Genomic DNA, 21,531 nt, shown 5'->3' with positions numbered 1-21,531 from the left:
CCGGAATCGTCATGGCGGTTACAACAATTTGGCCAGCTGGTTGGCCGCGGTCAGCAGCGGATCCCAGACCGGCCCAAAAGGCGGCGCGTAGGCCAGATCACACTGGGAGAACTGCTCCACGGTCATGCGGACAAAAAGGGCCGTGGCCGCGGCGTTGATGCGGTGGGCCACCCCATCCTTTCCGACCATCTGCGCGCCCAGCAGGCGGCCGGATTTTCGGTCGCCCACCATCTGCACGTAAATGGGAGACGAGCCCGGCTGGGCGTGGGCCCGGGAGCGGGAGGTCACCACGGTTTTGGCCGGATCGAACCCCGCCCGGCGGGCTTCCGCGACGTTCAGGCCGGTGCGGGCCACCTGCAGGCCGAAGACCTTGAAGACGGCCGTACCGGTGATGCCGGGCACTTCGACCGGCTTTCCGCAGGCATGATCGGCCGCCGCCCACCCGGCCCGGTTGGCCCTCAGCGCCAGCGGCACCCAGGCCCGTTCACCCGTTACCATGTGATAAGCGTCGGCGCAGTCTCCGGCGGCGTAAATATTTTCGATGGAGGTCCGCATCTGCCGGTCCACCGCGATGGCCCGGCCGGGCCCCAGGGCGATGCCTGCCGCGGCGGCGATATCACTGTTGGGGGTGACGCCGATGGCGGGCAGAATGATATCGGCATCCACCGTCATGGTGTCGAAAACAGCGGTCAGCCGGCCCCCGGGTTCGATGCGCTGCAGTACAGGCCCCAGTCGCAGGCTCACCTGATTGGCCTCCACTTCCTGCTGAACCACGGCCGCCAGTTCCTCCTCCAGCCAGGGGAGAAAACCCGGCCGGTTTTTGATCATGGTCACGGCAATGCCTCTTGCCCGGAAGGCCTCGGCCATCTCAAGACCGATGTAGCCGATACCCAGGATGAGCACGTGCCGCACGTCACGGGTCTCGATCCAGGCTTTAATGGCCCGGCCGTCTCCCAGGCTTTTCAAGGCCATGACGCCGGGCGTGTCGGACCCGGGGACATCGGGCAGGATCGGCCGGGCGCCGGTGGCAATCAGCAGGTTGTCATAGTCAATCGTAAACGGCTGCCCGCCTTCGGATACGCCGGACACCCGCCGCGCGGCCGGATCAATGGCCGTGGCGTCATGGCCGGTCAGCAGGTTGATTCCCTGCTTTTCCCGGAAAACCTGCGCCCGCCGGACCACCAGCACATCCATGGGGTTTGCCGGATCGGCGATGTTGTAAGGCATACCGCAGGCACTGTAAGAAACATCGGCGGTCCTTTCCAGCACGGTGATGTCCAGGGAAGGCTCATGCCGCCTGGCCCGGCTGGCCGCGCTCATGCCGGCGGCGTCGCCGCCGATAATCAGAAAACGCATCATCAACTCCTTCGGGCGGAGATTCCGTCCGATTACCACTTGAGATCCAAACCACCGTCTCTATGGATGGTTGAGAATAAAGGGTAAATCATCCGGGGCATACCGCTGGGCATCATACACCATGCCGATGCTTTCCCCGTCAAAATGGGTGGAAACATATTTCCAGACGACTTCCTTTTCCGGGGTGACTTCAAATACGGTCCCGCCCGTCGTCTCCACTATCAGGTAATTGCCGTTGGGCAGTTTCTGCTGCCGCCCGCCGATATAGGAAAAAAAACCGTCTTGGCTTTGCGGATATATACCCGATTGGGCAAAATACCCGGCATAGTCGGCCGGGGTGAAACGCCAGCCCGGTTGATTCCGGGTACAATCCCACTCGAGAACCTGGCTTCCCTGCCGGTAGGCCTTGTTTTCAAAAAAAACGATGCGGCCGTTTTCAAGATAGTCCGCGTCATGAACGCTGGAGGCCACGCCGGTCAGCGCCCATTTTACCGTCATCGTTTCAGCGTCGACCACCGTTATGCCGACCGCCTCCCGGTGGGATAAAAGGATGTCGCCGGCCTTCAGGAAAGGAAATCCGGAAGCCTTGTCGGATGTCAGCAGTTCAATGTTGTTGGTATGCAGATAATCGCCGTAAGGCGCATCGGGTATCAGGTAGTAGTAAGGCGATTTCTTGACCACCTCATATATTGGCGCTTGATTCAGGACGGTGCCGTCGGGCGACAGGACGACGATGGTGTCGTCGATGCGGGGACGGCCCTGCTCATAATTGTACTTATGCGTCAAGGTGATAATCCGCCCGTCTTCAGCCACCGCCAGATCATGATGGGCGTTGATGTCCGCTTTCCAGATCAACCCGGACCGGGCATTCAGCCTGGCGATCCCGGCGCCGTATGGCGCGAAAGGTCCCGCGTATATGGCGATCAGGTCGCCGTTGGGGAATAAAAAGGCTCTCTGCCAGTAAATCAGTTCCCGGGGAACCGGATCAATCAACGGTTCCACATGTTTCGGTTGCGGCCATACCTCGGAAAACGGCTTGCACCATTGGTGGATCACGTTTCCCTGCATATCAATCAGCCGGGCCGAGGTGTCGTTGTCGGTGATCAGCGTATATCCCCGGAAGGTCCTGGAGGGGTCATGGATCACCACGCCGGTGGTGGTTTCCCTGGTGCTGGCCCATACAAACGGATATTTTTTATGTTTTTCCTTGAAAAATACGGAGGCGAATTCCAGACCGTAGTTGCATATCGCGGCGATGGTGGCGATTCTGACTTGAAAATAGGGAAACTTATGCCGGTCCGCCACATACATTCCCGCCCCGAAGGCAATGACGATGGAAAGGAATGCGAGGCAGGCGAAAAACAATAGCCGGTCCCACTGTCGTTTCAACTTTCGCCATATCTCCATCGGAGGCAAGCCTTATGAACTATTTTACCGTTAATGGAAGGCTATTCAGAGGCGGCTTGGTCAGACGGCGTCAAAAAGGTTAAGTAGCCCTCTGAATAACGCTCCGCAAAGAAGAGTCTGGCAATGCTGTTACCTTGTTTCTTTGTGGAGACATATTTCCATACAACTTTCTTTTCCGGCGTAGCTTCAAACATTGAACCACAGTTGGTATTCACAATCAGATAATTACCATTGGGTAACTTTTGCTGCGCCCCACCGGTTCCGGAGGCAAAAATATCATAGGAGGGTAGCGGTTGACTAAAGCCATAATAATAATCGGCCGGGGTAAATTCCCAGATAGGCTTGTTTAGACCGCAATCCCATTCAACGACCGCGCTTCCCTGCAGATAAGCTCTGTTGTCAAAAAAAGCGATCTTGCCATCCATAAGGAAGTCCGCATCGTGGACGACCCCTGCCACACCCGTGAGAGCCCATTTGACTTTAAAGGTGTTTGCATCGACCACCGTCATGCAAACCGAGTTTCTATGGGACAGCAGCATATCCCCGCCACTCAAGAAAGGAAAACCATTAACTTTATCTGATGTCAACAAATCAATATTGTTGGTATGCAGATAATCGTCAAAGGGTTCACCCGGTATCAAATTATAATATGGAGACTCTCGGATCGCATTATAGATTGATATTTCGTCAAGCACCATGCCTTCGGGGGAGAGGACGGTAATGTAATCATCGATCCGGGGGCGGGAATAATCATAGTTGTATTTATGTGTTAATACAAAGATCCGGCCGTCATCCGCTATCGTCAGATCATGATGGGCGTTTATATCCGCTTTCCAGATAAGCTCGGACCGGGAATTTATTTTGATTATCCCCGCGCCATAAGGGGTAAAAGGGCCTGTGTATATTGCGATAAGATCCCCGTTGGGGAATAAAAACAATTTATGCCAGTAGATCAAGTCCTCGGGAATCGAGCTCATTAAAGGTTTAACATGCAGCGGCTGCGGCCACATAAAGTTGGCGGGCTTATGCCAGGGGTGGAGCACTTTCCCATTCGTATCAATCAGGTTAACATGGTCCGGCAGCGGCCACACATCGAAAAAATCTTTACGCCATTTATGGATCACCTTTCCCTTCATGTCGATCAGACTGGCGCCGGTACCCCCATCGGCAATAAGCGTATACCCCTTGTATGTTCCGGATGGATCATTGACAACCACCCCCGATTTCGGTTCATGTGTTTTTACCCATACATAAGGATACTTCCTGTATTTTTCATTAAAAATAAGAGAGGAAAGTTCTAATCCGTAATTACATATCGCGGAGTCGACAGCCAGCTTGATCTGAAAGTAAGGAAACTTGTGGCGATCCGCCACAAAAAATCCGACGCCGAAGGCAATAACAACGGAAAGGAAGAAAAAACAGACGAAAAACAATAACCGGTCCCATTGCCGCTTCAATTTTTGCCATATGTCCATCGGAGGCAAGCCCAATTCTCTGCTCTGCCGTATCGGCATCTATCATCCGAGCGGCGATCGCCCGGTCAGAAAATACTTTCAACCATCGAGAATGGTTTACTCTTGTTCAGTTCCCCGGTCAGCCGGCCGGCTGGAGCGTCCTTGCTTCCAGCGCCAGAAAGATCGTATCGGCCACACCAGCAAACCACCGACAGCGGCGAGGATAACGCCCAGAACGGTCCAGAAAGCCCCAAGCATGGTAATGCCTACGCCGGGACCGACATAAGCCCAGGTTACAGTAAAAGGAGCAAGCACAAAAAGCAGCGCAACAACAGCCGACTTAATCAGTTCCGAACGTGACATGGGGTTTCTCCAGGGTAATACGACCCGACAAAACATCCTGCGTCAATACATTCAAGGGCAAAAGACCGGAAGAATTTCAGGCAAAATAATTGCTTTTTCTTTTTTTGTCAAAATATTTCTTTGTCCCCCGGCTATACAATGGTTTGATCTCATTGACTTTCAGAGGAACCGTTGTTAGGCTGTCCCACTATGGATAAAGGGACCATCGTCGAATACATTGACCGGCAGCGGATGATCTGCGCGGTTGTCCTGGATTCAACGACTTCCGGGGACAGGCGGTTTCAGATACTTACCGAAAACGATCAAACCGTTAACCTCTCCGCCCGCAGAATAACCCATGCCGGCGGTCGCCTGGACACGGAACTGAATCGGACGCAACTGCTGGAACTGTTAAAACAGACAGCCGCCAGGCGCGTCGCCCTGACCAAGCAGATCAACGTGGAGCGCCTGTGGAACCAGTTAAAAGATAAAGAGGACTGGGTCTCTCTCTCCGCCATCAGAACGTTATGTTTTCCCGGTCAGGCCACGGCGGATCATGAGGCGGCCCTGGTCCGGGCCATGTTTGAAGACGGGCTCTATTTCAAGTTCGATCACCACCGGTTTTTTCCCCACTCCCCGCAACAGATCACGGCGATCACCGCCCGGAAGGAGCAGGAAGAGCGGAAAAAACGTACCGTCAATGAAGGCTCCCAGTGGCTGAAAAAAACGATCGAAGGCGGGGCCACCGCATTGACCGCCCATGAGCGGGAATATGTCGACATCCTCAAGGACTACTATGTTTTTGAGCAGGATGCCGCGGACAAGGTCCTGGCCAGGGAAATGCTGACCAGGGCCGGAGGCGTTTCCCGGGACGCTGTTTTTTCCCTGATGGTTCGCCTGGGCGCGTGGGACGTCAACGAAAACACCGATTACATCCGTTATGGCGTTCCCATAACATGGCCCCCGGAGACGAGCGCCCTGGCCGAGGCCATCGGCCGGGCGCCGACGGGAGCAACCCGGAACGGCGGCCGGGTCAATCTGTCCGGGCTGCCTGTTTTCACCATTGACGGCAGCACCACCATGGATTATGACGACGCGCTGAACGTGGAACTGGAAGCGGACGGCGGCTGCCGGGTAGGTGTTCACATCAGCGACGTGGCCCACTATATCAACCGCGGCAGCGCCATCGACCGGGAAGCCATGACCCGCGGCAGTTCCATTTACACCGCCGACCAGAAAATCCCCATGCTGCCGCCGGTCCTTTCCGAAGAGGCGTGCAGCCTGAAAGCGGGTGTCGACCGTCCGGCAATTTCCATTCAGATGCGGTTCTCTCCCTCCGGCGAATTGATCAGCCACGAGATTATCCCCTCCATCATCCGGGTGGATCGTCACATATCATACGGCGATGCCGACCGAACCATGGAGCAAGACCCGCGACTGAAAAAACTCCACGATCTGGCCATCCTGCTGCGCCGGCAAAGGATACACGCCGGCGCCCTGCAGATCACTATACCGGAACTGTTTATCCAGTTCATTGATAGAAACCGCCCGGCCGTCAAACGCCTTGACGACGTCAGCCCCTCGCGGATGATGGTGGCGGAAATGATGATCATAGCCAACCGGCTGTTCGCCGATTTCCTTTCCGCGCATAATGTCCCGGCGGCCTTCCGCTCCCAGGTGGAGCCCAAACAGCGGCTGATGAAAAAAACCGACGGACCGGGGACCCTCTTTCAGAACTGGGTACAGCGCAAAATGGTCGCCCGGGTGGTGCTGTCCGGCACCCCGGGGCACCATGCCGGCCTGGGGCTGGAGCGGTACACGACGGCCACGTCGCCGATAAGAAAATACCTGGACCTGATGGCCCAGCGTCAGGTGAGATCGATCCTGGGCCTGGAAACCCCCTACACCCGGGAGGAGGTTCAGGATATCATTCAGAGGCTGGAGCCGGTTCTGGGCAATGTGGCCAGGATCCAGCAGGCCCGCCAGCGTTACTGGGTGTTGAAATATCTGGAATCCAGGATCGGCCGCAAGGAAGAAGCCGTCGTGCTGGACAGTTTCAACGAGGATTACTCCGTGCTTATCCCCGATTATCTGCTGGAATGCCGGCTGCCGAAAACCTCCGGCACCAGGCTAAAACCCAAAGACCTGATCCAGGTGACCATCCAGCATGTCAGCGCCCGGAACAATGTCATCGCCATCTTCTTCGGTTAGTGCTTGAAGCAGCGCTGACCAGTAAACACCATGGTCACGCTGGCCTCGTTGCAGGCTTCGATGGCCTGGTAGTCGTTCAGGGAGCCGCCGGGATGGATCACCGCGGAAACGCCCTCCTGGATGCCCACGTCCACTCCGTCGCGGAACGGGAAAAAGGCGTCGCTGACCATGGCGCTGCCGATCAGACCGCCTTTTTCCGCGGCTACCTTCCGGTTGACGGCGTCAATCTTCTCCCGGTCATCCAGATCCTTGTAGGGAAGGCCGAACAGCTCGAAAGCATACCGGTCGGCCAGCTTGCGATAGGCCTTGTCCCGGGCGATCTCGGCCACGCCCACCCGGTCCTGCTCGCCGGTGCCGATGCCCACGGTGGTCTCGTCCTTGACGTAAATCACCGAATTGGACGTGATCCCGGTTTCCACCAGCCAGCCGAACATCATGTCCCGGTACTCCGCTTCCGTGGGCGAACGCTTGATGCGGTAGGTTTTTCCTTCGAAGGCGCACTCGGCCGGCAGCAGATCCTCTTTTGACAGCACCTGCGAGACAAAAGACCACTGGGCGATGATGCCGCCGTCGATCAGACTCTTGAAATCCACCCAGCGCTTGTTGACAAAATTCTGCAGCTGCCCGATGTTGCGGATACGGATGACCCGGAGATTTTTCCTGCCGGAGAGAATTTTCAGGCTGCCCTCCTCGTACTCCGGGGCCACCACCACTTCCGCGTACTGGGCGGCCACGGCTTCGGCCGTGGCCTTGTCAAGGGGCCGGTTGACGGCGATGCAGCCGCCGAAAGCGGCGATCCGGTCGGCCATGTAGGCCCGGGCATAGGCGGTTTCCAGGGAGGCCGCCCGGGCCACACCGCAGGGGTTGTTGTGCTTGACGATGACAGCGGTTGGCTTATCGCTGAAATATCTCAATATGTTCAACGCGTTGTCCGCATCGGTCAGGTTGGTTTTGCCGGGGTGCTTGCCGGATTGCAGCAACTCTACGTCCGAAGCCAGGTAGTGGCCGGGCTGGATGGTTTCCGTTTCGCCCAGGATCAGATTGCCGTTGACCAGCCGGTACAGGGCCGCCTCCTGACCGGGATTTTCGCCGTAGCGCAACCCTTTTTCCACATTATCAATACGCCAGGACACCTTTTCAAAAAAAAGCGTCTGCCGCTTGCCGCCGTCCACAAAAGACACCTCCATCTGCGGTGGAAAATGGTCGTCCATGATGGTCCGATAGGCCTGCTTCATGTCTTTTTCCATGGTCTTCTCCTGTTACAATTCCGGTCCGGGACCCGGGATGACCGGGACTGATTGATTTCGCAAGGTTCTTACGCAAAATTAATGGGATATACTGGCCGCCGTCACTATAGCCTGCTGATATACTATTCTATTGTTTAAAGATCAAACGGCTTTTTTGTTTTTGAAAAAGCAGTATAATGGCCAGGAAATCGGTTGGATCTTACCTTTCTCAATTAAACATTATGGCTGCCGTTATGCATGATAAAACCGCCGGAAACGACTTTCCGGAGAAGGGATTTGGGGAATACTGCCGTTTTGTTATCCCGCAGCAAAGCCGCATTCTCATGCTCGGCTGCCCGCATCCTGATTCTCTGAAAAGGCTGAGCCCTTCCGTCGGCGTCGGCGTTGCATCTGCTTCTGCCGGCAAATGCGGTATCGACGATGAAAGCGCGCCCGTCGTTACATATCACGTCGAGGATATCGAAACCTTTTTTATAGCCCAGTCTTTTGACTATATTATTATAAACTCGATACTTCCCGACATTTCCGATGTCCAGCGATTTCTCGGCCGCCTGCTGGAAATGAGTACGCCCGGGACAAGGCTGATTATAAACAGCGACGACTCCGGCCGGGGCTTCCTGGTTAAAAAGCCACAACCCCGGACAAATGCCGGCACCGGCAGCGAAACTTGTCCGAACCGGTTTTCCCGCCGGGACCTGGAAATTTTTCTCGCCGCTTCCGGCTATGAAGTAATTGCCCGGAGAAATTATCTATTATCTCCCGGGCCTGTGTATTCCAGGCCTTCCATAATCAGGTGGCTCGTCGCCAGGCTGCCGGTGGCCAGCCGGTCCCGTCGGGGCTGTCTTACGGTAGCCCGGCCTCACCGGCCTCCTGAGAACCGCCAGGAGATATCCACCTCGGTGGTGATTACCTGCCGGGACGAAGAAGGCAATATCGAAGCCCTGGTTGAAAGGATTCCATCCCTGGGGGAAAAAACCGAAATTATTTTCGTGGAAGGCCATTCGGTTGATAAAACGACCGATAAAATCGTGGAGATGATGAGAAAATATCCGGAAAAAGATATCAAGATCTTCCACCAGACCGGCAAAGGGCAGGGGGATGCGTTCCGGCTTGGGTGCGACAGGGCCAGAGGTGATTTCCTGATTTGGCTCGAAGCCGACTTGACGACTCCTCCGGAGGAGGCCCGGCTGATCTGGGAAGCTTATATCAACGGGCATGGTGAATACATCAATGGGACCCGTTTTATCTACCCCATGGCGCCGAAGGCCATGCCCCTTTTAAACAATCTGGGCAACCGCTTTTTCAGCCTGCTCCTGTCGCTGATCACCGGCCGGCGATTGACGGACACCCTGTGCGGCTTCAAGGGGATCACCCGGGCCCACTACCTGAATATCGTCCGCAACCCCAGTCGTTTCGACGCACTGGATCCCTTCGGTGATTTTCAACTCATCCTCGGCGCCGTGAAATTCAACCTGGCCATAGCGGAGGTCCCCGTCCATTACCATCCCAGAACATATGGGGAACCCAAGTCCTATGGCCGTTCGCGGTGGGGATTGTTGCGCCATGCCCGAATTTTATTAAAGATATGCCGGCTGGCGTTTATTGATTTCCGATTGCGCTGATGGGCCCGCCTGTTGAATAAGGCGTGGATGGCCCTGCCGATTAATTTTCTGATGAACAAATAAGATGAAGCTTCAGTTATTAAAAAATCAATTGTTCCATAAAGGCCCGTCTCATCTGGTTTTGCATGTCACCAGCCGGTGCAATCGCAGCTGTCAGACCTGTTTTGTTCGTACCCGCGACGCGGCGCCAACCGGAGAAATTTCCCTGTCGGAGATAAAAACTTTGGCAGAGGGCTTAAACAATCTTATTTTTGTCGACATCGGCGGCGGCGAACCGTTTCTGCGGAGCGATTTGCCCGAAATCTGCGCGGCTTTCAAAACCCGGTATCTTTCCATCCCGACCAACGGTTTTGATCCGGAAAGGATTCATCATACCATAACCGAAATTCAGAAAAAGGCGGCCGCCATCCTGAGTATTTCGGTATCCCTCGATGGTTTTGAAAAAACCAATGATGCCATAAGGGGCGCCGGCAGTTTTCAAAACGCGCTCCAGACCATTCTGTCCTTGAAAAAAATTCCCGGCATTTACCTGAAAATAAATACGGTCTTAAGTGACCGGAACTACCCTGAAATTATTGCCTTCATGGAATACACCCGGACCCTGGCCCCCGATTTTCACTCCATCATCTTTCTCAGGGGAAAGCCGCGGAACGAATCCGTAAAATGCCCCTCGGTCAAAGAACTGGCCGATATCAAGGAAAAGGTGCTGGCCATCTGGAAAACCTATGGCTATGGTCAGCGAGGGCTGGATCAGTTTTTCCTGCGCAACTACCACCGGAATATGTACGCGTCATCGCTCCGGGTAATGCGGGAAAGCAGGCAAACCCCGCCGTGCCTGGCCCACAAGCACCATCTGGTCGTCTACCCCAACGGCGATGCCGCCTTCTGTGAAATGCTGGAGCCCTTCGGCAATATCCTGCGGACCGCCTTGCCGCGGCTTTTACGGCAAGAAAAGGCCATCGAACAAGTCCGGCGGATAAAAATCGGGGGATGCTTCTGCTATCACAATTGCAACCTGATGGACAATTATTTCCTCAATCTTTGGCAGTATCCCAAACTTCTCCTGGGCCTTTGAAATGAAAGTCAGCGTCGTCGTTACCGCTTATAATGCCGAACAGACCATCGCAAAGTGCCTGGCGTCAATACTGGCCAACGAATACGATGATTATGAACTGATTGTCGTGGATGATTGTTCCCGTGACGGTACGCCCGATATCATCAAGAAGATAGGCGACCAGCGTTTGCATTATTTCCGGAATTCAACCAACCGAAAGGTATCGTACAGCCGAAATGCCGGGACAAAGAAAGCCGGCGGAGAGATTATCCTCTTTCTCGATTCGGATGCCTATGTCGAGAAAGACTGGATCGCCCGGCATGTTGAAGCGCACGAAAAAACGGGCGCGGCCATCATCGGCGGCGGTATCCAGGGCGTATCCCGGACCGTTTTCGGCAAAGCCGACGCCTTCTGCACCTGGTATGCCTCCGTTCCCTTCAGCGGCAGTTATTACATCAGAAAACTTCATGTCGCCTCGAACAACATGTCCGTCAAAAAGACAGCGCTTGACCGCATCGGCCTGTTTGATGAAACCCTGACAAACGGCGGCGAAGACACGGAGTTCTGCTTCCGGGCCAGACGGCTGGGGGAGAAAATTTATTTTCAATCCGATATCGTGGTTTATCATTTCGACCGGGATAATTGCCGGGACTATTTCCGGCATCAGAAAAGCATGGGGACATATATGGTTCAAATCCGCTCACGGTTAAAGATGGACTATTCTTTTCTGATCCCGACGGCGTACTATCCGGCCTTTCTTTATATCCTTCCCCTGGCCTGCCTGCTGACGCTCTTTATCCTGAAGCAGTGGTTGCGGTTCAGGCCCGGCATTATCTTCTATACCCCGCTGATCCTGGCCGGTAAAATTGTTCACACCTGGGAAATCAAAAACTCCCTTAAGCCCGGAAACGAATAATCAGCAACGCCTCGGGCGGTTACGCCGTGCCGGATGGTGCCGGTAATAATGGTGAATCTCGCTGCAAATCCGATGTACCGATTCGGGTTCAAGCCTGGCTGAAGAAGGAAGGGACAGGCCGTGGGCATAGGCGTACTCACTGCATGGGAACCGTCCTTTTAATCGATAACAGGGCTGTTGGTGCAGGGGGTAGAAGAACCGCCGGGTGCCGATGCCTTTCCGGCCGAGATAAGCCTGGAGTGATTCCGGGTCTTCGACGAGAATATTGATAAACCAGTGCACGGGCGCGCACCGCTCGTCTGCCCGGGTGAACTCAATTTCACTCAGGTCTGATAACTGTTTCATATATTCCCGCCGCAGGGCAGCCTTCTTTTTTATGATTAGATTCAATTTTTTCAACTGCGTGATGCCGACGGCGGCGGCCATTTCGTTAAAACTGAAATTATAACCGATCTCATCATGGATGAACGTTCCTCTTCGGCCGCGGCCGTGATTCTTAAGGGCGTAAATTCTGGCATCAAGCGTGGAGGATTGGGTTATGACCATCCCTCCTTCTCCGGTCGTTATCGTTTTATTGCCGTAAAAAGAGAAACAGCCGAAATCCCCGAAGGTGCCGACATGCCGGCCGTTGAATTTCACGCCCACGCCCTGCGCGGCATCCTCTATGACAACCAGCCGGTGTGCGCCCGCGATCTCCATGATCGCGTCCATATCAGCCGCCTGCCCATACAGATGAACCGGCATGATGGCCCGGGTCCGCCGGGTTATCTTTTGCCGGATTCCGTCCGGGGAAAGCGTAAAAGAGGTCTGATCGACATCCGCCAGAACCGGTCTGGCTCCGGAGAGAACAACGGCGTTGCTGGAAGCGATAAAGGTCAGGTCAGGCAGAATGACTTCATCCCCTTTCCCTATGCCCGCGACTTTCAAGGCGGCAAAAAGGGCCATCGTTCCATTACAGAAGGCGCGGGCGTATTTTGCCCCGGTTTTTTTCCGGAACAGGGCTTCAAACGATTCGGTCCTTTTTGCCTCGGTCAGCCACGTGGATCGGACCGCCTCCATGACCGCTTTTGTCTCTTGTTCGTCTATCCAGGGCTCTATTTGAGGTATAATTTTTTTCACGGTTATCCTTAGTGGCTTTTCGGTTTATATTTTAATGGGTTTAAAAAAGCGCTTTGCAAGAAATCGTTTGTAAACAATCAAAATTATCGCTAATTATATATGGTATGTAAAGCCCCTGGCTTAATAAAGCAAACATATGGGCACAAAAACCAATCAATGTCTTCCGTCACTTTTCACCGACCGTGGCGATGAATAATCAAGAAACAAATCGATCCCGGGCTTTATGGATAGTTTGTCCTATCATTATCCTGTTGCCGTTTCTTTTGTTGCTATGGCCGTATCCGTTTTTGTCCCGGACAAATTACGGCTTTGATTACTGGCACCATCACATCCAGGATCAGATGGAACTGGCTTTTGCCCTTAAAACAGGGACCTTCCCACTGTTTATACCCGGCTATTTCCACGGCCAGACGGCCTTTGTCCTGTCGGAAGGCCAGTTGCTCCATCCGTTTTTCCATGTGATCCGCCATCTGCCCGGATACTGGCAGGGTCGTGCCGCGGACTGGTCCATGCTGCTCCATCTTCTGGGGCTGGCCGGGGCGCATCTGGCCCTGTTTTCTTTTCTGCGGCGGCTGAACATGAGCGTCATGATTTCCTTTTTTCTATCTACCACCGCTGTTTATAATTTGCGCATGGTCTTTTTGTCCTGGTTCGGCTCCCCGATGGAGGCCTGGTCCGGGCATATTCTGCTTTGCAGCGCCATCGGCTGCTATTATTTAAAGCCCACCGCCGTCAAAGGCCCGCTGCTGATCATCGGCGCCGCTTTCTGGCTGATTACCTGCGGGCACCCGGTCTGGACTTATTACGGCCTGATAACCGCCGCGCTCTTTACGATTCTTCTGCCTTTTTATGCTCCGGCAATGCGTTTTGAAAACAGCGCCGCCAGTTTTCAGACCCGCTTGCGTTTCTGGGGGAAAATAACGCTTTTCTGCGCCCTGGCGCTGCTGCTCTCCGGCGGCTATATTATTCCCTATTATATCGATTTTGTTTCAACCAACGCCGGCATTGTGGATCAGCCCTATGCCTGGGCCACCTCTCAGCCGGAGCCGTTCGGAGAATGCCTGAACAATTTTTTCCTGCCGCTTCGAACCGGCTACGCCATGTTTGCCGGCACGCCCCTGTTTCTTGCTGTTTTGCTGATTCCAATGATGGCGCTGTTTCGAACAAAAACACCCGGCACCATATGGGCTATCCTGGGAATTATCCTTTTCGTATTTCTTTACATGCAGGGCAGCGCCACGCCAGTCCACAGGCTTGTCTGGGAATATCTTCCCCTGCATCATATGATAAGAGGACCGGCGCGGCTGGCGTTTACCTTGCCGCTGCTGTTCATGCTGGTGCTGGCCTGGATTTTTCAAACCGACGGACGCGTTTCCGCCGGCATCGCCGGGGTGACAAAAGGGGCGACCGCTCCGGCTGTCCTGGGCATAACCGCCCTTGCCCTGCTCGCCCTGTTCGTGCTGTCGGCTCCGGAATCGATCACTACAGACCTTGCTCCGCATGCTCGTTTGAACCTTTCGCGACTTCCGGCCTGGCCGGAACCTTTGATCTTTGTCACGAGTGTCCTGTCATTGCTCGCGCTGGTTATATACGGCATGGCGGCCTGTCCCTGGAAACAGGTCAGTATGATATTTCTATGCGCGGTTACCCTCGTGCATCTTGGCCTTATTTTCAAATTTGCACCGCCTTATTATTCCCCCCTGGCCGCCAGGAAGCAATCGCAGACCCTGGACGAAATGATGGCCCACAAACGAAACACCATGAATATTCACATGGATCATTACTATCTCAATCCCGGCCGCGGCCATCAAGCTGTCACGGAGCAGCTCCGCAACTATTTTGTCGAACCGCATCTCGGGAAAATTTACAGGAACCATATCACCGTCGGAAATTTAACCGATGCTTACCGGATTTTAAATCAACGGCGTCAGCCGGACGAGGTGGTACTCGAAACCATAGTCGGTCTTGATCTGCCTGAACAGGCGCGAGCGCCATTGTCCGATATCCCCGACCGGGTAGTTTTAGAATACAGTTCATATAACCGGTTCGTTTTTTCAGCCACCACCGGCCAGCCGGCGTTTTTTGTGTTTGCCTATCCCCATACCGGCCACTGGCGGGCGTGGGTCAATGGCCATCCAGGCCCGACTTTCCGGGCCAATGGGGTTTCACATGCCGTCCGCATTCCCGCTGGCACCAGCCGGGTTGAATTCAGGTACTGGAGCCGGGCCGCCGCTCTGGGCATGGGGGTCAGCTGCGCCACCCTGGCGCTGATCGGTTGCTGGCTGGCTTTTTTTCGAATTCGTAAACCATATGGATACCTGATCGTCGCGGCCGCGATTGTTCTGGCGGGAGGAGTGTTCGCCCTCTGGCGCGGCAGTCTTTACTCCGGCAAAAACCTTGGTACAGAATACACCTGGGAATCTCCGCCGCCGGGGACTGTTCCGAATATCGCCTACGGTAAACACACGACCATGAGCAGCTATAAAAAGGGAGATCTGTGGTTTCCTGATCTTTACAACAGCCGGCACGCTGTTGATGGAGACAGCGTTAGCGCGCTGACGTCTTCTTCACACACCGACCTGGAAGAAAATCCCTGGTGGCAGGTGGATCTGCAATCGCCGGTCGAGGTGGGATCCATTATTATTTACCTGACGCCTCCCTACGACTTTCTGCCGTTTAACGGGAGGCCCTTAAGCGTTTCGTTCTCAATAAACGGGGAGGGTTGGCAATCCGCTCTTATCGGGGGAAATGGGCAGGTGGTTCGCATTGATTTTCAAGAGCCGGTTAAAATGCGGTACTTAAAGATCCAGGCGGCCGGGAGATGCGTTCTAAGCCTCATGGAGGTGGAGGTATATCCCGCCCCGGTTTCTGTTCATCCGCCATAAAGCCGCAGAAGGCGTAAAGGACCGCTGCGATCAGGCACGTGGCGGCAAACCCCAGCGTGATGCCGCCTATCACTGCAAGAAAGGCGCCTAAAACCGAGGCATAACTGTTCAACGCCCATGCCCAGGGGATAGCCTGTGGCGCGTGTTTCTCCATTCTGCGGATGCCCCATGGAAAAAGCATGCCCATCAGGAAGCAGCATGGGGCCAGCATGGCTACGGAAACCATGACACGTGTAAAAAGCCCGGTGTGGAGCAGGGCCGGGAAAACAGCGTCTGAGCCGAAAAAGGTTGCCAGCGGGAAGGCAGGCAGGCCCCATGATACCAGCGCTCGCCAGTGTCTTGTTTTTTGAAACGTCCCGGACCAGTAGCTTCCAGCGCCGGCGAAGACCAGCGCGCAGAACAACACAAGAGCAAGTGAGTAGACCGGTTGCCCCAGAAACAACGAATATTTTTGGATAAAAAGGTTTTCCACCAGCATGAATGCGATGCCGATGCCTGTAAAATATAAAATTATAAAGCGGGCGTTTTTGACGGGCACCTTTCGTTTCCTGTAAATCGCTGCCGGCCATAAGATGAACACGGAAGAGAAGGCCAGGACAACAAAAAATCCGCCGTAAAGGACCATCTGCCCGACAAAGTATAGAAAGAAAGAAGGGTCGGGCGGCTTGAAAACGGTGGACAGTTTTGCGTAGTTAAAAAAGAACGGGCTGTTATCTGTAACAGGCGCTATTTTGAACGGATACCGTTTACAGAAGTCGCTTTTATCAGATGATTCGACAAAGGCGTAAAAGGCATTTCCCATCTGGCGGTCCGGGCTGTAGAGAAGGGAAAAGCCCTTGTCCTGGCAGGTGGTATCGATGGCGCGTATCTGCTCCGGTGTAAAGGGGCTTTTTTTCATCAGCAGCACGGCAAACAGTCCAACGTTGGAGTGAACAACCATCAGATGGCGCTCGGGATCATTTATGCCATGGCGGCCAAGGGCCTCGGTGGCGGTAGTAAAAAGCCGCAGCATCTCCATGGGCGGGGTAAAGGCGAAGCGAAGGAAGGTGACGATGCCGTCATCAGTAAGGTGAGTCAGATATTCACTGAAAGCTTCGATGGTGTAAAGGTAACTTTCCGAAAAGCAATAGGCCCCGGACAGGGCGCCGGACAGGGAGTCTACCCCGGAAAGATGAATCAGGTCGTAGGTGCTGCGGTCTCGGCTCAGCCAGTGGCGCCCCTCGGCAACATGAACAGGTACATCCGGCCGGTTGTATATATTTCCGGAAAAATCGGCCAGTTCATTTTTTACAGACGAGACAATAGATGGATTGATCTCCACCCCGGTGATAGACGATGCCTTGTAATGAAGTGCGGAGAGGATGTCTCCCCCTCCGCCTGCGCCAAGAACCAGTACCGATGGATGCGAAAGCAGCTGATAGGCCAGGTTGGTGGGCAAATAATCATAAAACGGCATCTCAAGAGTTGTCTGATCTATTTTATAGGTCGCGGTAACAGCCCAGGAGTCGATGATTATTTTTACGAGTTCCGGCAACTCTCCCTGGTAGGCGTATTTCAAGCTCAAGCCCCATAATGGCTCACGGTATAAGTATAGCGGCTTTAGGTTTTTATCGACCGTGTAAAAATCCACACAGGAAAAAGAATTCCATTTTCGAAAGATCCGGTTTTCCCTGGTGACGTCCTGACGGGTCAGCAGGCTTTCGGCAAACGGGGTGTTGCCGTCAGTCATTCCCATGACGACAATCGTTACCGTCGCTGTCAGGACGCAGGCGGCAAGCCCCCGCCTTGCGCCTTGCGGCCGGGAAAGCATGAGGCAGATCGCTCCGCAGAGGGCCATTAAAAGAATAATCAGTACGGCATCTAGCGCGCCCGCCGCAGACAGAAGGGGCAGCACGAGCATTGCGCCTGCACCCGCGCCGGTCAGGTTGGCGCCATAGAAACGCCCGATATCACGCGCATTGCCGGAGATTATGGTGGAGACAGACAGCCCGGCAAAGGTGAAGGCGGTGGTGAAGACAGTGATCAGAATGACAGCGAACACAATCCGGCACCCGATGGAGGTAAATATCGAGGAGAGTGCTTGCAGGCAGGGAGACTGAAAAAGCAGCAGGACCGTCCCCAGGCCAATGGCCAGGGCAAACTTCAGGCTGTCAGTGGCGGCGGTCGGCGCTGTTGTCCCGCTTTTCCGGAACACGACCAGCAGTATCCCGGCAAAAGCAAATCCCATCATAGCGATACCGATGGCCAGAAAAGAGAAGTGGAACCATATCATGGTGGAAAAAATTCGTGCCAGACAGATTTCAAGGGCAAGCAGCGCCGCGGAGACGAAAAAGAGACCGGCCATCTGGAATAACGGGTATTTCATGAAATTTTCCGGCATGGATTAATGTGCATATAAAATACATTATGGTGAAGAAATATCCGGGCTAATGGCCCCGAATATATGCTGATGCCGGGGGAAAAGACAAGGGGAAAGGCGGTGGGCAGGGTCGTGCCCGGTTATCTGCGCCAGCAGCCGTTGTCAAAAACAATGTGTTCAAGTATGATATTTGCGATTTATAAATCACCGGCATGTAATCGCCGTGGTCGGGAACCCTATGACATTATTGACAGCTGAAAGCCGTACCGTCCGAAAAATTTCGATTATCGGCATTATTGCCGTCATATCGCTGGGGACGATACTCACCTTCATCGCAACAGTGAATGGCCTTGTGATAGAAGGAGATGGTTACTATTACATCAATGCCGCCCGTATTATTGCATCCCATCTGGGGCTGGGTGATCAAGCCAGCATAGATAAAAATCTGTTGCGGGAGATAACCAGCTACTATGCCTATGCCATGGAGTTGTGGCCGCCGTTTTATCCCGCCCTTCTTGCAGCAGCAAGCTTAACCGCCGATCCATACCCGGCAGGTCGCTGGCTGCATCTTGTTTTTCCTCTCATTATCGGAAGCCTGCTTTGGGGTATTCTTTACCGGAATCAAAAAACACATACCCGCGCTTTTGTAGCGATCGCATTAATCATTCTGTCTCCCATTATCCTCCGGCTAAACTTTTTCGTCTATTCAGAGAGTCTTTTTTTAATCTTGCAGCTATTGACGATGCTGGCGATCAGTTATTATTTGCGCGCCAAAAGACGCCTCTGGCTGGTGATGGCCATCATTTTTATCGCCCTGGCCTGTCTGACCCGGTATATCGGTGCTGCCATGGCCCTGGCTCTGGCCGTTACCCTGTGGCGAGTCAATGCGGATTTTCCGCTTTATCGCAGAATGGCATTAAGTCTTTCATGTATTCTGTTCAGCGTATTGCCGGTCACGCTTTACATGTTCTCGTCAATTATTTACGGCCAAACCCTCTATGTCGCCGGCCGATCTTTAGCCTGGAACTGGCCCATAGCCAAGGCGCTGATATTTTTTAAAAAAAGCCTCAACTCGCCGGTAATTTATTTAACCCCGGAGGGGTGGCCCCCACAAATACAAGTATTTCTGGCCTTACTGGCGATTACGGCTATTGTTATTTTCTTTGTCCATCAGGTAAAACAACAACGTCAGCAGCCACCGGCAAGGGCTGTCCTTCAGCTTCAAAACTTCATAAAATCATGCCTGTTGATCTACCTGGTGATGGCGTCTTTGCTCGCCTTGTTTTTGGACCATATGGTATGCTTTACGGGCCTTACTCCCCGTCATTTCGCGCCGGTGTTTGTCTGGGCCGTGGTGCTGATCGCCTTGACCGGTCCGGAAAACAGGGCGGCCGGCACGAAAAATTCGAGCCGTTTCATGGCTGTCTCCGCTTTAATTTTTACGGCCATATTGATAACCGGCTCTCTTGCCGGATCAACCATAAACGCTCTCAAAAACCCGGATATCGCCGAAAAGCCGAACAAACTCTGGAAAAACTCGCCGGCCCTGGCGGTTGCGCAAGAAATCGATGGGGTGCCGTGGATTGTGACTAACATGCCGGGTGAAGTTTTTCATTATTTAAACACACCGGTATTTGCCTTGCCGTCTCATTATGATTTTTTCAAGGCGCAAAACAACCCGCGCTATCAGGAACAAATGGCGCGATTGCGGACATTGCTGCATCAGCACAATGGTATCGTACTGTATTTTAATCCCTGGGTTTACTTGCCAAAAGAGGGGGCATGCGCGGCCACGAGCCTGGAGGAGTGCATGGATTCGCTTCATCTTGAGATATACCTTCGAAGCAGAGATTGCCTTATCCTGCGTCCGGTATCATAATCATATATTTCCGGGCCGGAAATTCAGGCCCCTCATTCCGGAGACGATTTTATCGGCAGTATCTGTATTTGAGCTTTAAAATCATGCCCATCATTTTTAAGGCGGTGCGGGCTAACGGAATAAAATGGCCGGAGTGTTTGGATGTTCCGCCCAGGCGTTTACGATAGGTAACGGGAATTTCGATAATACGCTTTCGGCAGATCAGCATGGCGATCATCATCTCCGGAGAAAATTCGGGGCCGGAAGCGTTAAGATAGGGTCGGATTTTTTCATAGCTGGTTTTCCAAAGCGCGCGATAGGTGCAACCCACGTCCGTAAACCGCGGTTCCTGACCCCACCAGAGGATTTCAATGATTTTACCGTAAAGGACATTGCCCCAGCGGACCATAGTTCCCATATTGGCGCCCTGCTCAATCATCTGGCGGGTGGTTCGCGTTCCAATAACCATGTCACAGTCCTTCAGGTACTCCATAAACTTGGGGATATCGCCGGCGGTAAAGCTGCCATCCGCTTCGGTGACGATAATGATATCCCCCGTCGCTTCTTCAAGCCCCCGCCGGAGAGCATATCCGTATCCCTGACGGGTTTCAGTCACAACCCGCGCTCCTGCCTTTACGGCAATTTCACGGGTGCGATCATTTGAATTGTTGTCCACAACCAGAATTTCATTCGCTCTTTCATATGCGCCAAATTCATCAATAACGCCGCCAATGGTCTCCTCCTCGTTGCAGGCCGGTATCAGCACGGTTACCTTTTTCTGGCTGAATTCGCGCGTACGGGCAAGACAATTGGCCCTGTTCAGGTCGTCCATATTGTTAACATTGACATAGATGCCCGAGAGCATTGCCGCCATGACGATTTCACGACGGGCCATCTCTGAAAGGGCGTCGGTCAATTCGATCTCGTTTCTCAAATCAGACGGATGCGTCCGGCGGATATAATCGAACACTTTTGCCGTCAGCAGATATGTGCCCACCCCCATCAATCCGGTTCCGGGGTTGACCGGTTTTTCAAGCAGCGCGTAAACGCGCCGGTCCCGGATTTCACCTGTGTAGTTGGCGGTGATTTTATGGCGGTCCTTTTCCTCCTTGAACATCAATACGCCGGCACAGGCGCTCATATCACTTTCGAGCAGAATGTCATGGTTGGTTTCAGAATAGAATTCATCCCCGAGCATAACCACGAACGGGGCAACTCCGACGTAAGGTTCTGTCATCAGTAGCGCATGCCCGGTGCCATTAATTTGTTTCTGCTCAACAAAAACAAACGCCACTCCGAAATCCCGCCTGGACAGATGGGACACTATCTGATCGCCGCAGTGCCCGATGACGACAATGATCCGTGACACGCCGAGCTGCCTTGTCATTATATCGATGGTGCGATCGATAATCGGCCGGCCGGCTACTTCCATGAGCGCCTTGGGTATGCAGTGCGAGGAGGGGTAGGCCCGGCCGCCTCGACCGGCCGCAAGGATAACACCGGTCAGCGGGCCTCCCGAGGAGGAAGGATTGTTATCATATCCAATTTCAGGAGACATACGGCGGATATCCACGCTGGAAGTTTGTGGCTCTGTTTAAGAGGGTTGATCGGATTTTTAGGGTGAGTATATGTAAGGGTTCGGATGATGTCAACACAGCCTGGCTCAAAGGCGGCAGCGGAATTATTCCAGGACAATTTTTA

At 53.8% G+C, this 21,531-nt stretch carries 14 protein-coding genes; 6 read left to right on the top strand and 8 right to left on the bottom strand.

The features are described from left to right. Positions 1-18 precede the first annotated feature (18 nt). From AB1724_03915 to AB1724_03900, 4 genes are read right to left on the bottom strand one after another with little or no spacing between them, the layout of a single operon-like run. On the bottom strand, positions 19-1,359 hold the full coding sequence (locus tag AB1724_03915) for an FAD-dependent oxidoreductase (GenBank protein MEW6076938.1): 1,341 nt from the start codon (positions 1,357-1,359) through the stop codon (positions 19-21). Positions 1,360-1,416: 57 nt separating this feature from the next. Continuing rightward, the gene (locus tag AB1724_03910) at positions 1,417-2,745 is read right to left on the bottom strand and encodes an arylsulfotransferase family protein (GenBank protein MEW6076937.1); all 1,329 of its coding nucleotides are present in this window, start codon (positions 2,743-2,745) and stop codon (positions 1,417-1,419) included. Positions 2,746-2,804: 59 nt separating this feature from the next. Then, positions 2,805-4,277 carry an arylsulfotransferase family protein gene (locus tag AB1724_03905; GenBank protein ID MEW6076936.1) on the bottom strand — a complete coding sequence of 491 codons (1,473 nt, stop codon included), beginning with the start codon at positions 4,275-4,277 and terminating at the stop codon, positions 2,805-2,807. Positions 4,278-4,334: 57 nt separating this feature from the next. Continuing rightward, on the bottom strand, positions 4,335-4,580 hold the full coding sequence (locus tag AB1724_03900; protein MEW6076935.1) for a hypothetical protein: 246 nt from the start codon (positions 4,578-4,580) through the stop codon (positions 4,335-4,337). Between the two features lie 189 nt (positions 4,581-4,769). On the opposite strand from AB1724_03900, the gene AB1724_03895 reads away from it, so the two are divergent. Beyond that, the gene (locus AB1724_03895) at positions 4,770-6,770 is read left to right on the top strand and encodes a ribonuclease R family protein (GenBank protein ID MEW6076934.1); all 2,001 of its coding nucleotides are present in this window, start codon (positions 4,770-4,772) and stop codon (positions 6,768-6,770) included. Here AB1724_03895 and AB1724_03890 read toward each other — a convergent pair. Next, positions 6,767-8,017: an IMP cyclohydrolase gene (locus AB1724_03890; GenBank protein ID MEW6076933.1), complete on the bottom strand. Its 1,251-nt coding sequence runs from the start codon at positions 8,015-8,017 to the stop codon at positions 6,767-6,769. The genes AB1724_03895 and AB1724_03890 overlap by 4 nt on opposite strands. A 233-nt stretch (positions 8,018-8,250) precedes the next feature. On the opposite strand from AB1724_03890, the gene AB1724_03885 reads away from it, so the two are divergent. From AB1724_03885 to AB1724_03875, 3 genes are all read left to right on the top strand, one after another. Beyond that, positions 8,251-9,639, top strand: coding sequence for a glycosyltransferase (locus tag AB1724_03885; GenBank protein ID MEW6076932.1), 1,389 nt, complete (start codon positions 8,251-8,253; stop codon positions 9,637-9,639). Between the two features lie 64 nt (positions 9,640-9,703). Beyond that, positions 9,704-10,714, top strand: coding sequence for a radical SAM protein (locus AB1724_03880; GenBank protein MEW6076931.1), 1,011 nt, complete (start codon positions 9,704-9,706; stop codon positions 10,712-10,714). A gap of 1 nt (position 10,715) precedes the next feature. Further along, positions 10,716-11,609, top strand: a complete 894-nt coding sequence (locus AB1724_03875) for a glycosyltransferase (GenBank protein ID MEW6076930.1) — start codon at positions 10,716-10,718, stop codon at positions 11,607-11,609. On the opposite strand, the gene AB1724_03870 is transcribed toward AB1724_03875, so the two are convergent. Then, entirely contained in the window at positions 11,610-12,728 is a 1,119-nt protein-coding gene (locus AB1724_03870) for a DegT/DnrJ/EryC1/StrS family aminotransferase (protein MEW6076929.1), read from the bottom strand. It lies immediately after the preceding gene. A 287-nt stretch (positions 12,729-13,015) separates the two neighbouring features. Here AB1724_03870 and AB1724_03865 point away from each other — a divergent pair, with 287 nt between their 5' ends. After that, entirely contained in the window at positions 13,016-15,613 is a 2,598-nt protein-coding gene (locus AB1724_03865) for a discoidin domain-containing protein (GenBank protein ID MEW6076928.1), read from the top strand. Here AB1724_03865 and AB1724_03860 read toward each other — a convergent pair. Further along, complete coding sequence (locus tag AB1724_03860) at positions 15,564-17,978, bottom strand: hypothetical protein (protein MEW6076927.1); 2,415 nt, start codon at positions 17,976-17,978, stop codon at positions 15,564-15,566. The two genes, AB1724_03865 and AB1724_03860, sit on opposite strands and share 50 nt — an antisense overlap. A gap of 232 nt (positions 17,979-18,210) precedes the next feature. Between AB1724_03860 and AB1724_03855 the strand changes: the two genes are divergently transcribed. Continuing rightward, positions 18,211-19,851 carry a hypothetical protein gene (locus tag AB1724_03855; GenBank protein MEW6076926.1) on the top strand — a complete coding sequence of 547 codons (1,641 nt, stop codon included), beginning with the start codon at positions 18,211-18,213 and terminating at the stop codon, positions 19,849-19,851. Positions 19,852-19,900: 49 nt separating this feature from the next. On the opposite strand, the gene AB1724_03850 is transcribed toward AB1724_03855, so the two are convergent. Continuing rightward, a complete protein-coding gene (locus tag AB1724_03850) occupies positions 19,901-21,388 on the bottom strand; it encodes a glycosyltransferase (protein MEW6076925.1) in 1,488 nt (495 codons plus the stop codon). Between the last annotated feature and the right edge of the window lie 143 nt (positions 21,389-21,531).

The sequence above is a fragment of the Thermodesulfobacteriota bacterium genome (assembly GCA_040753795.1).
In the GTDB taxonomy this organism is placed as follows: domain Bacteria; phylum Desulfobacterota; class Desulfobacteria; order Desulfobacterales; family Desulfosudaceae; genus JBFMDX01.
The sequence above is the reverse complement of the archived record's forward strand: the minus strand, read 5'-3'. Positions and strand labels throughout refer to the sequence as shown.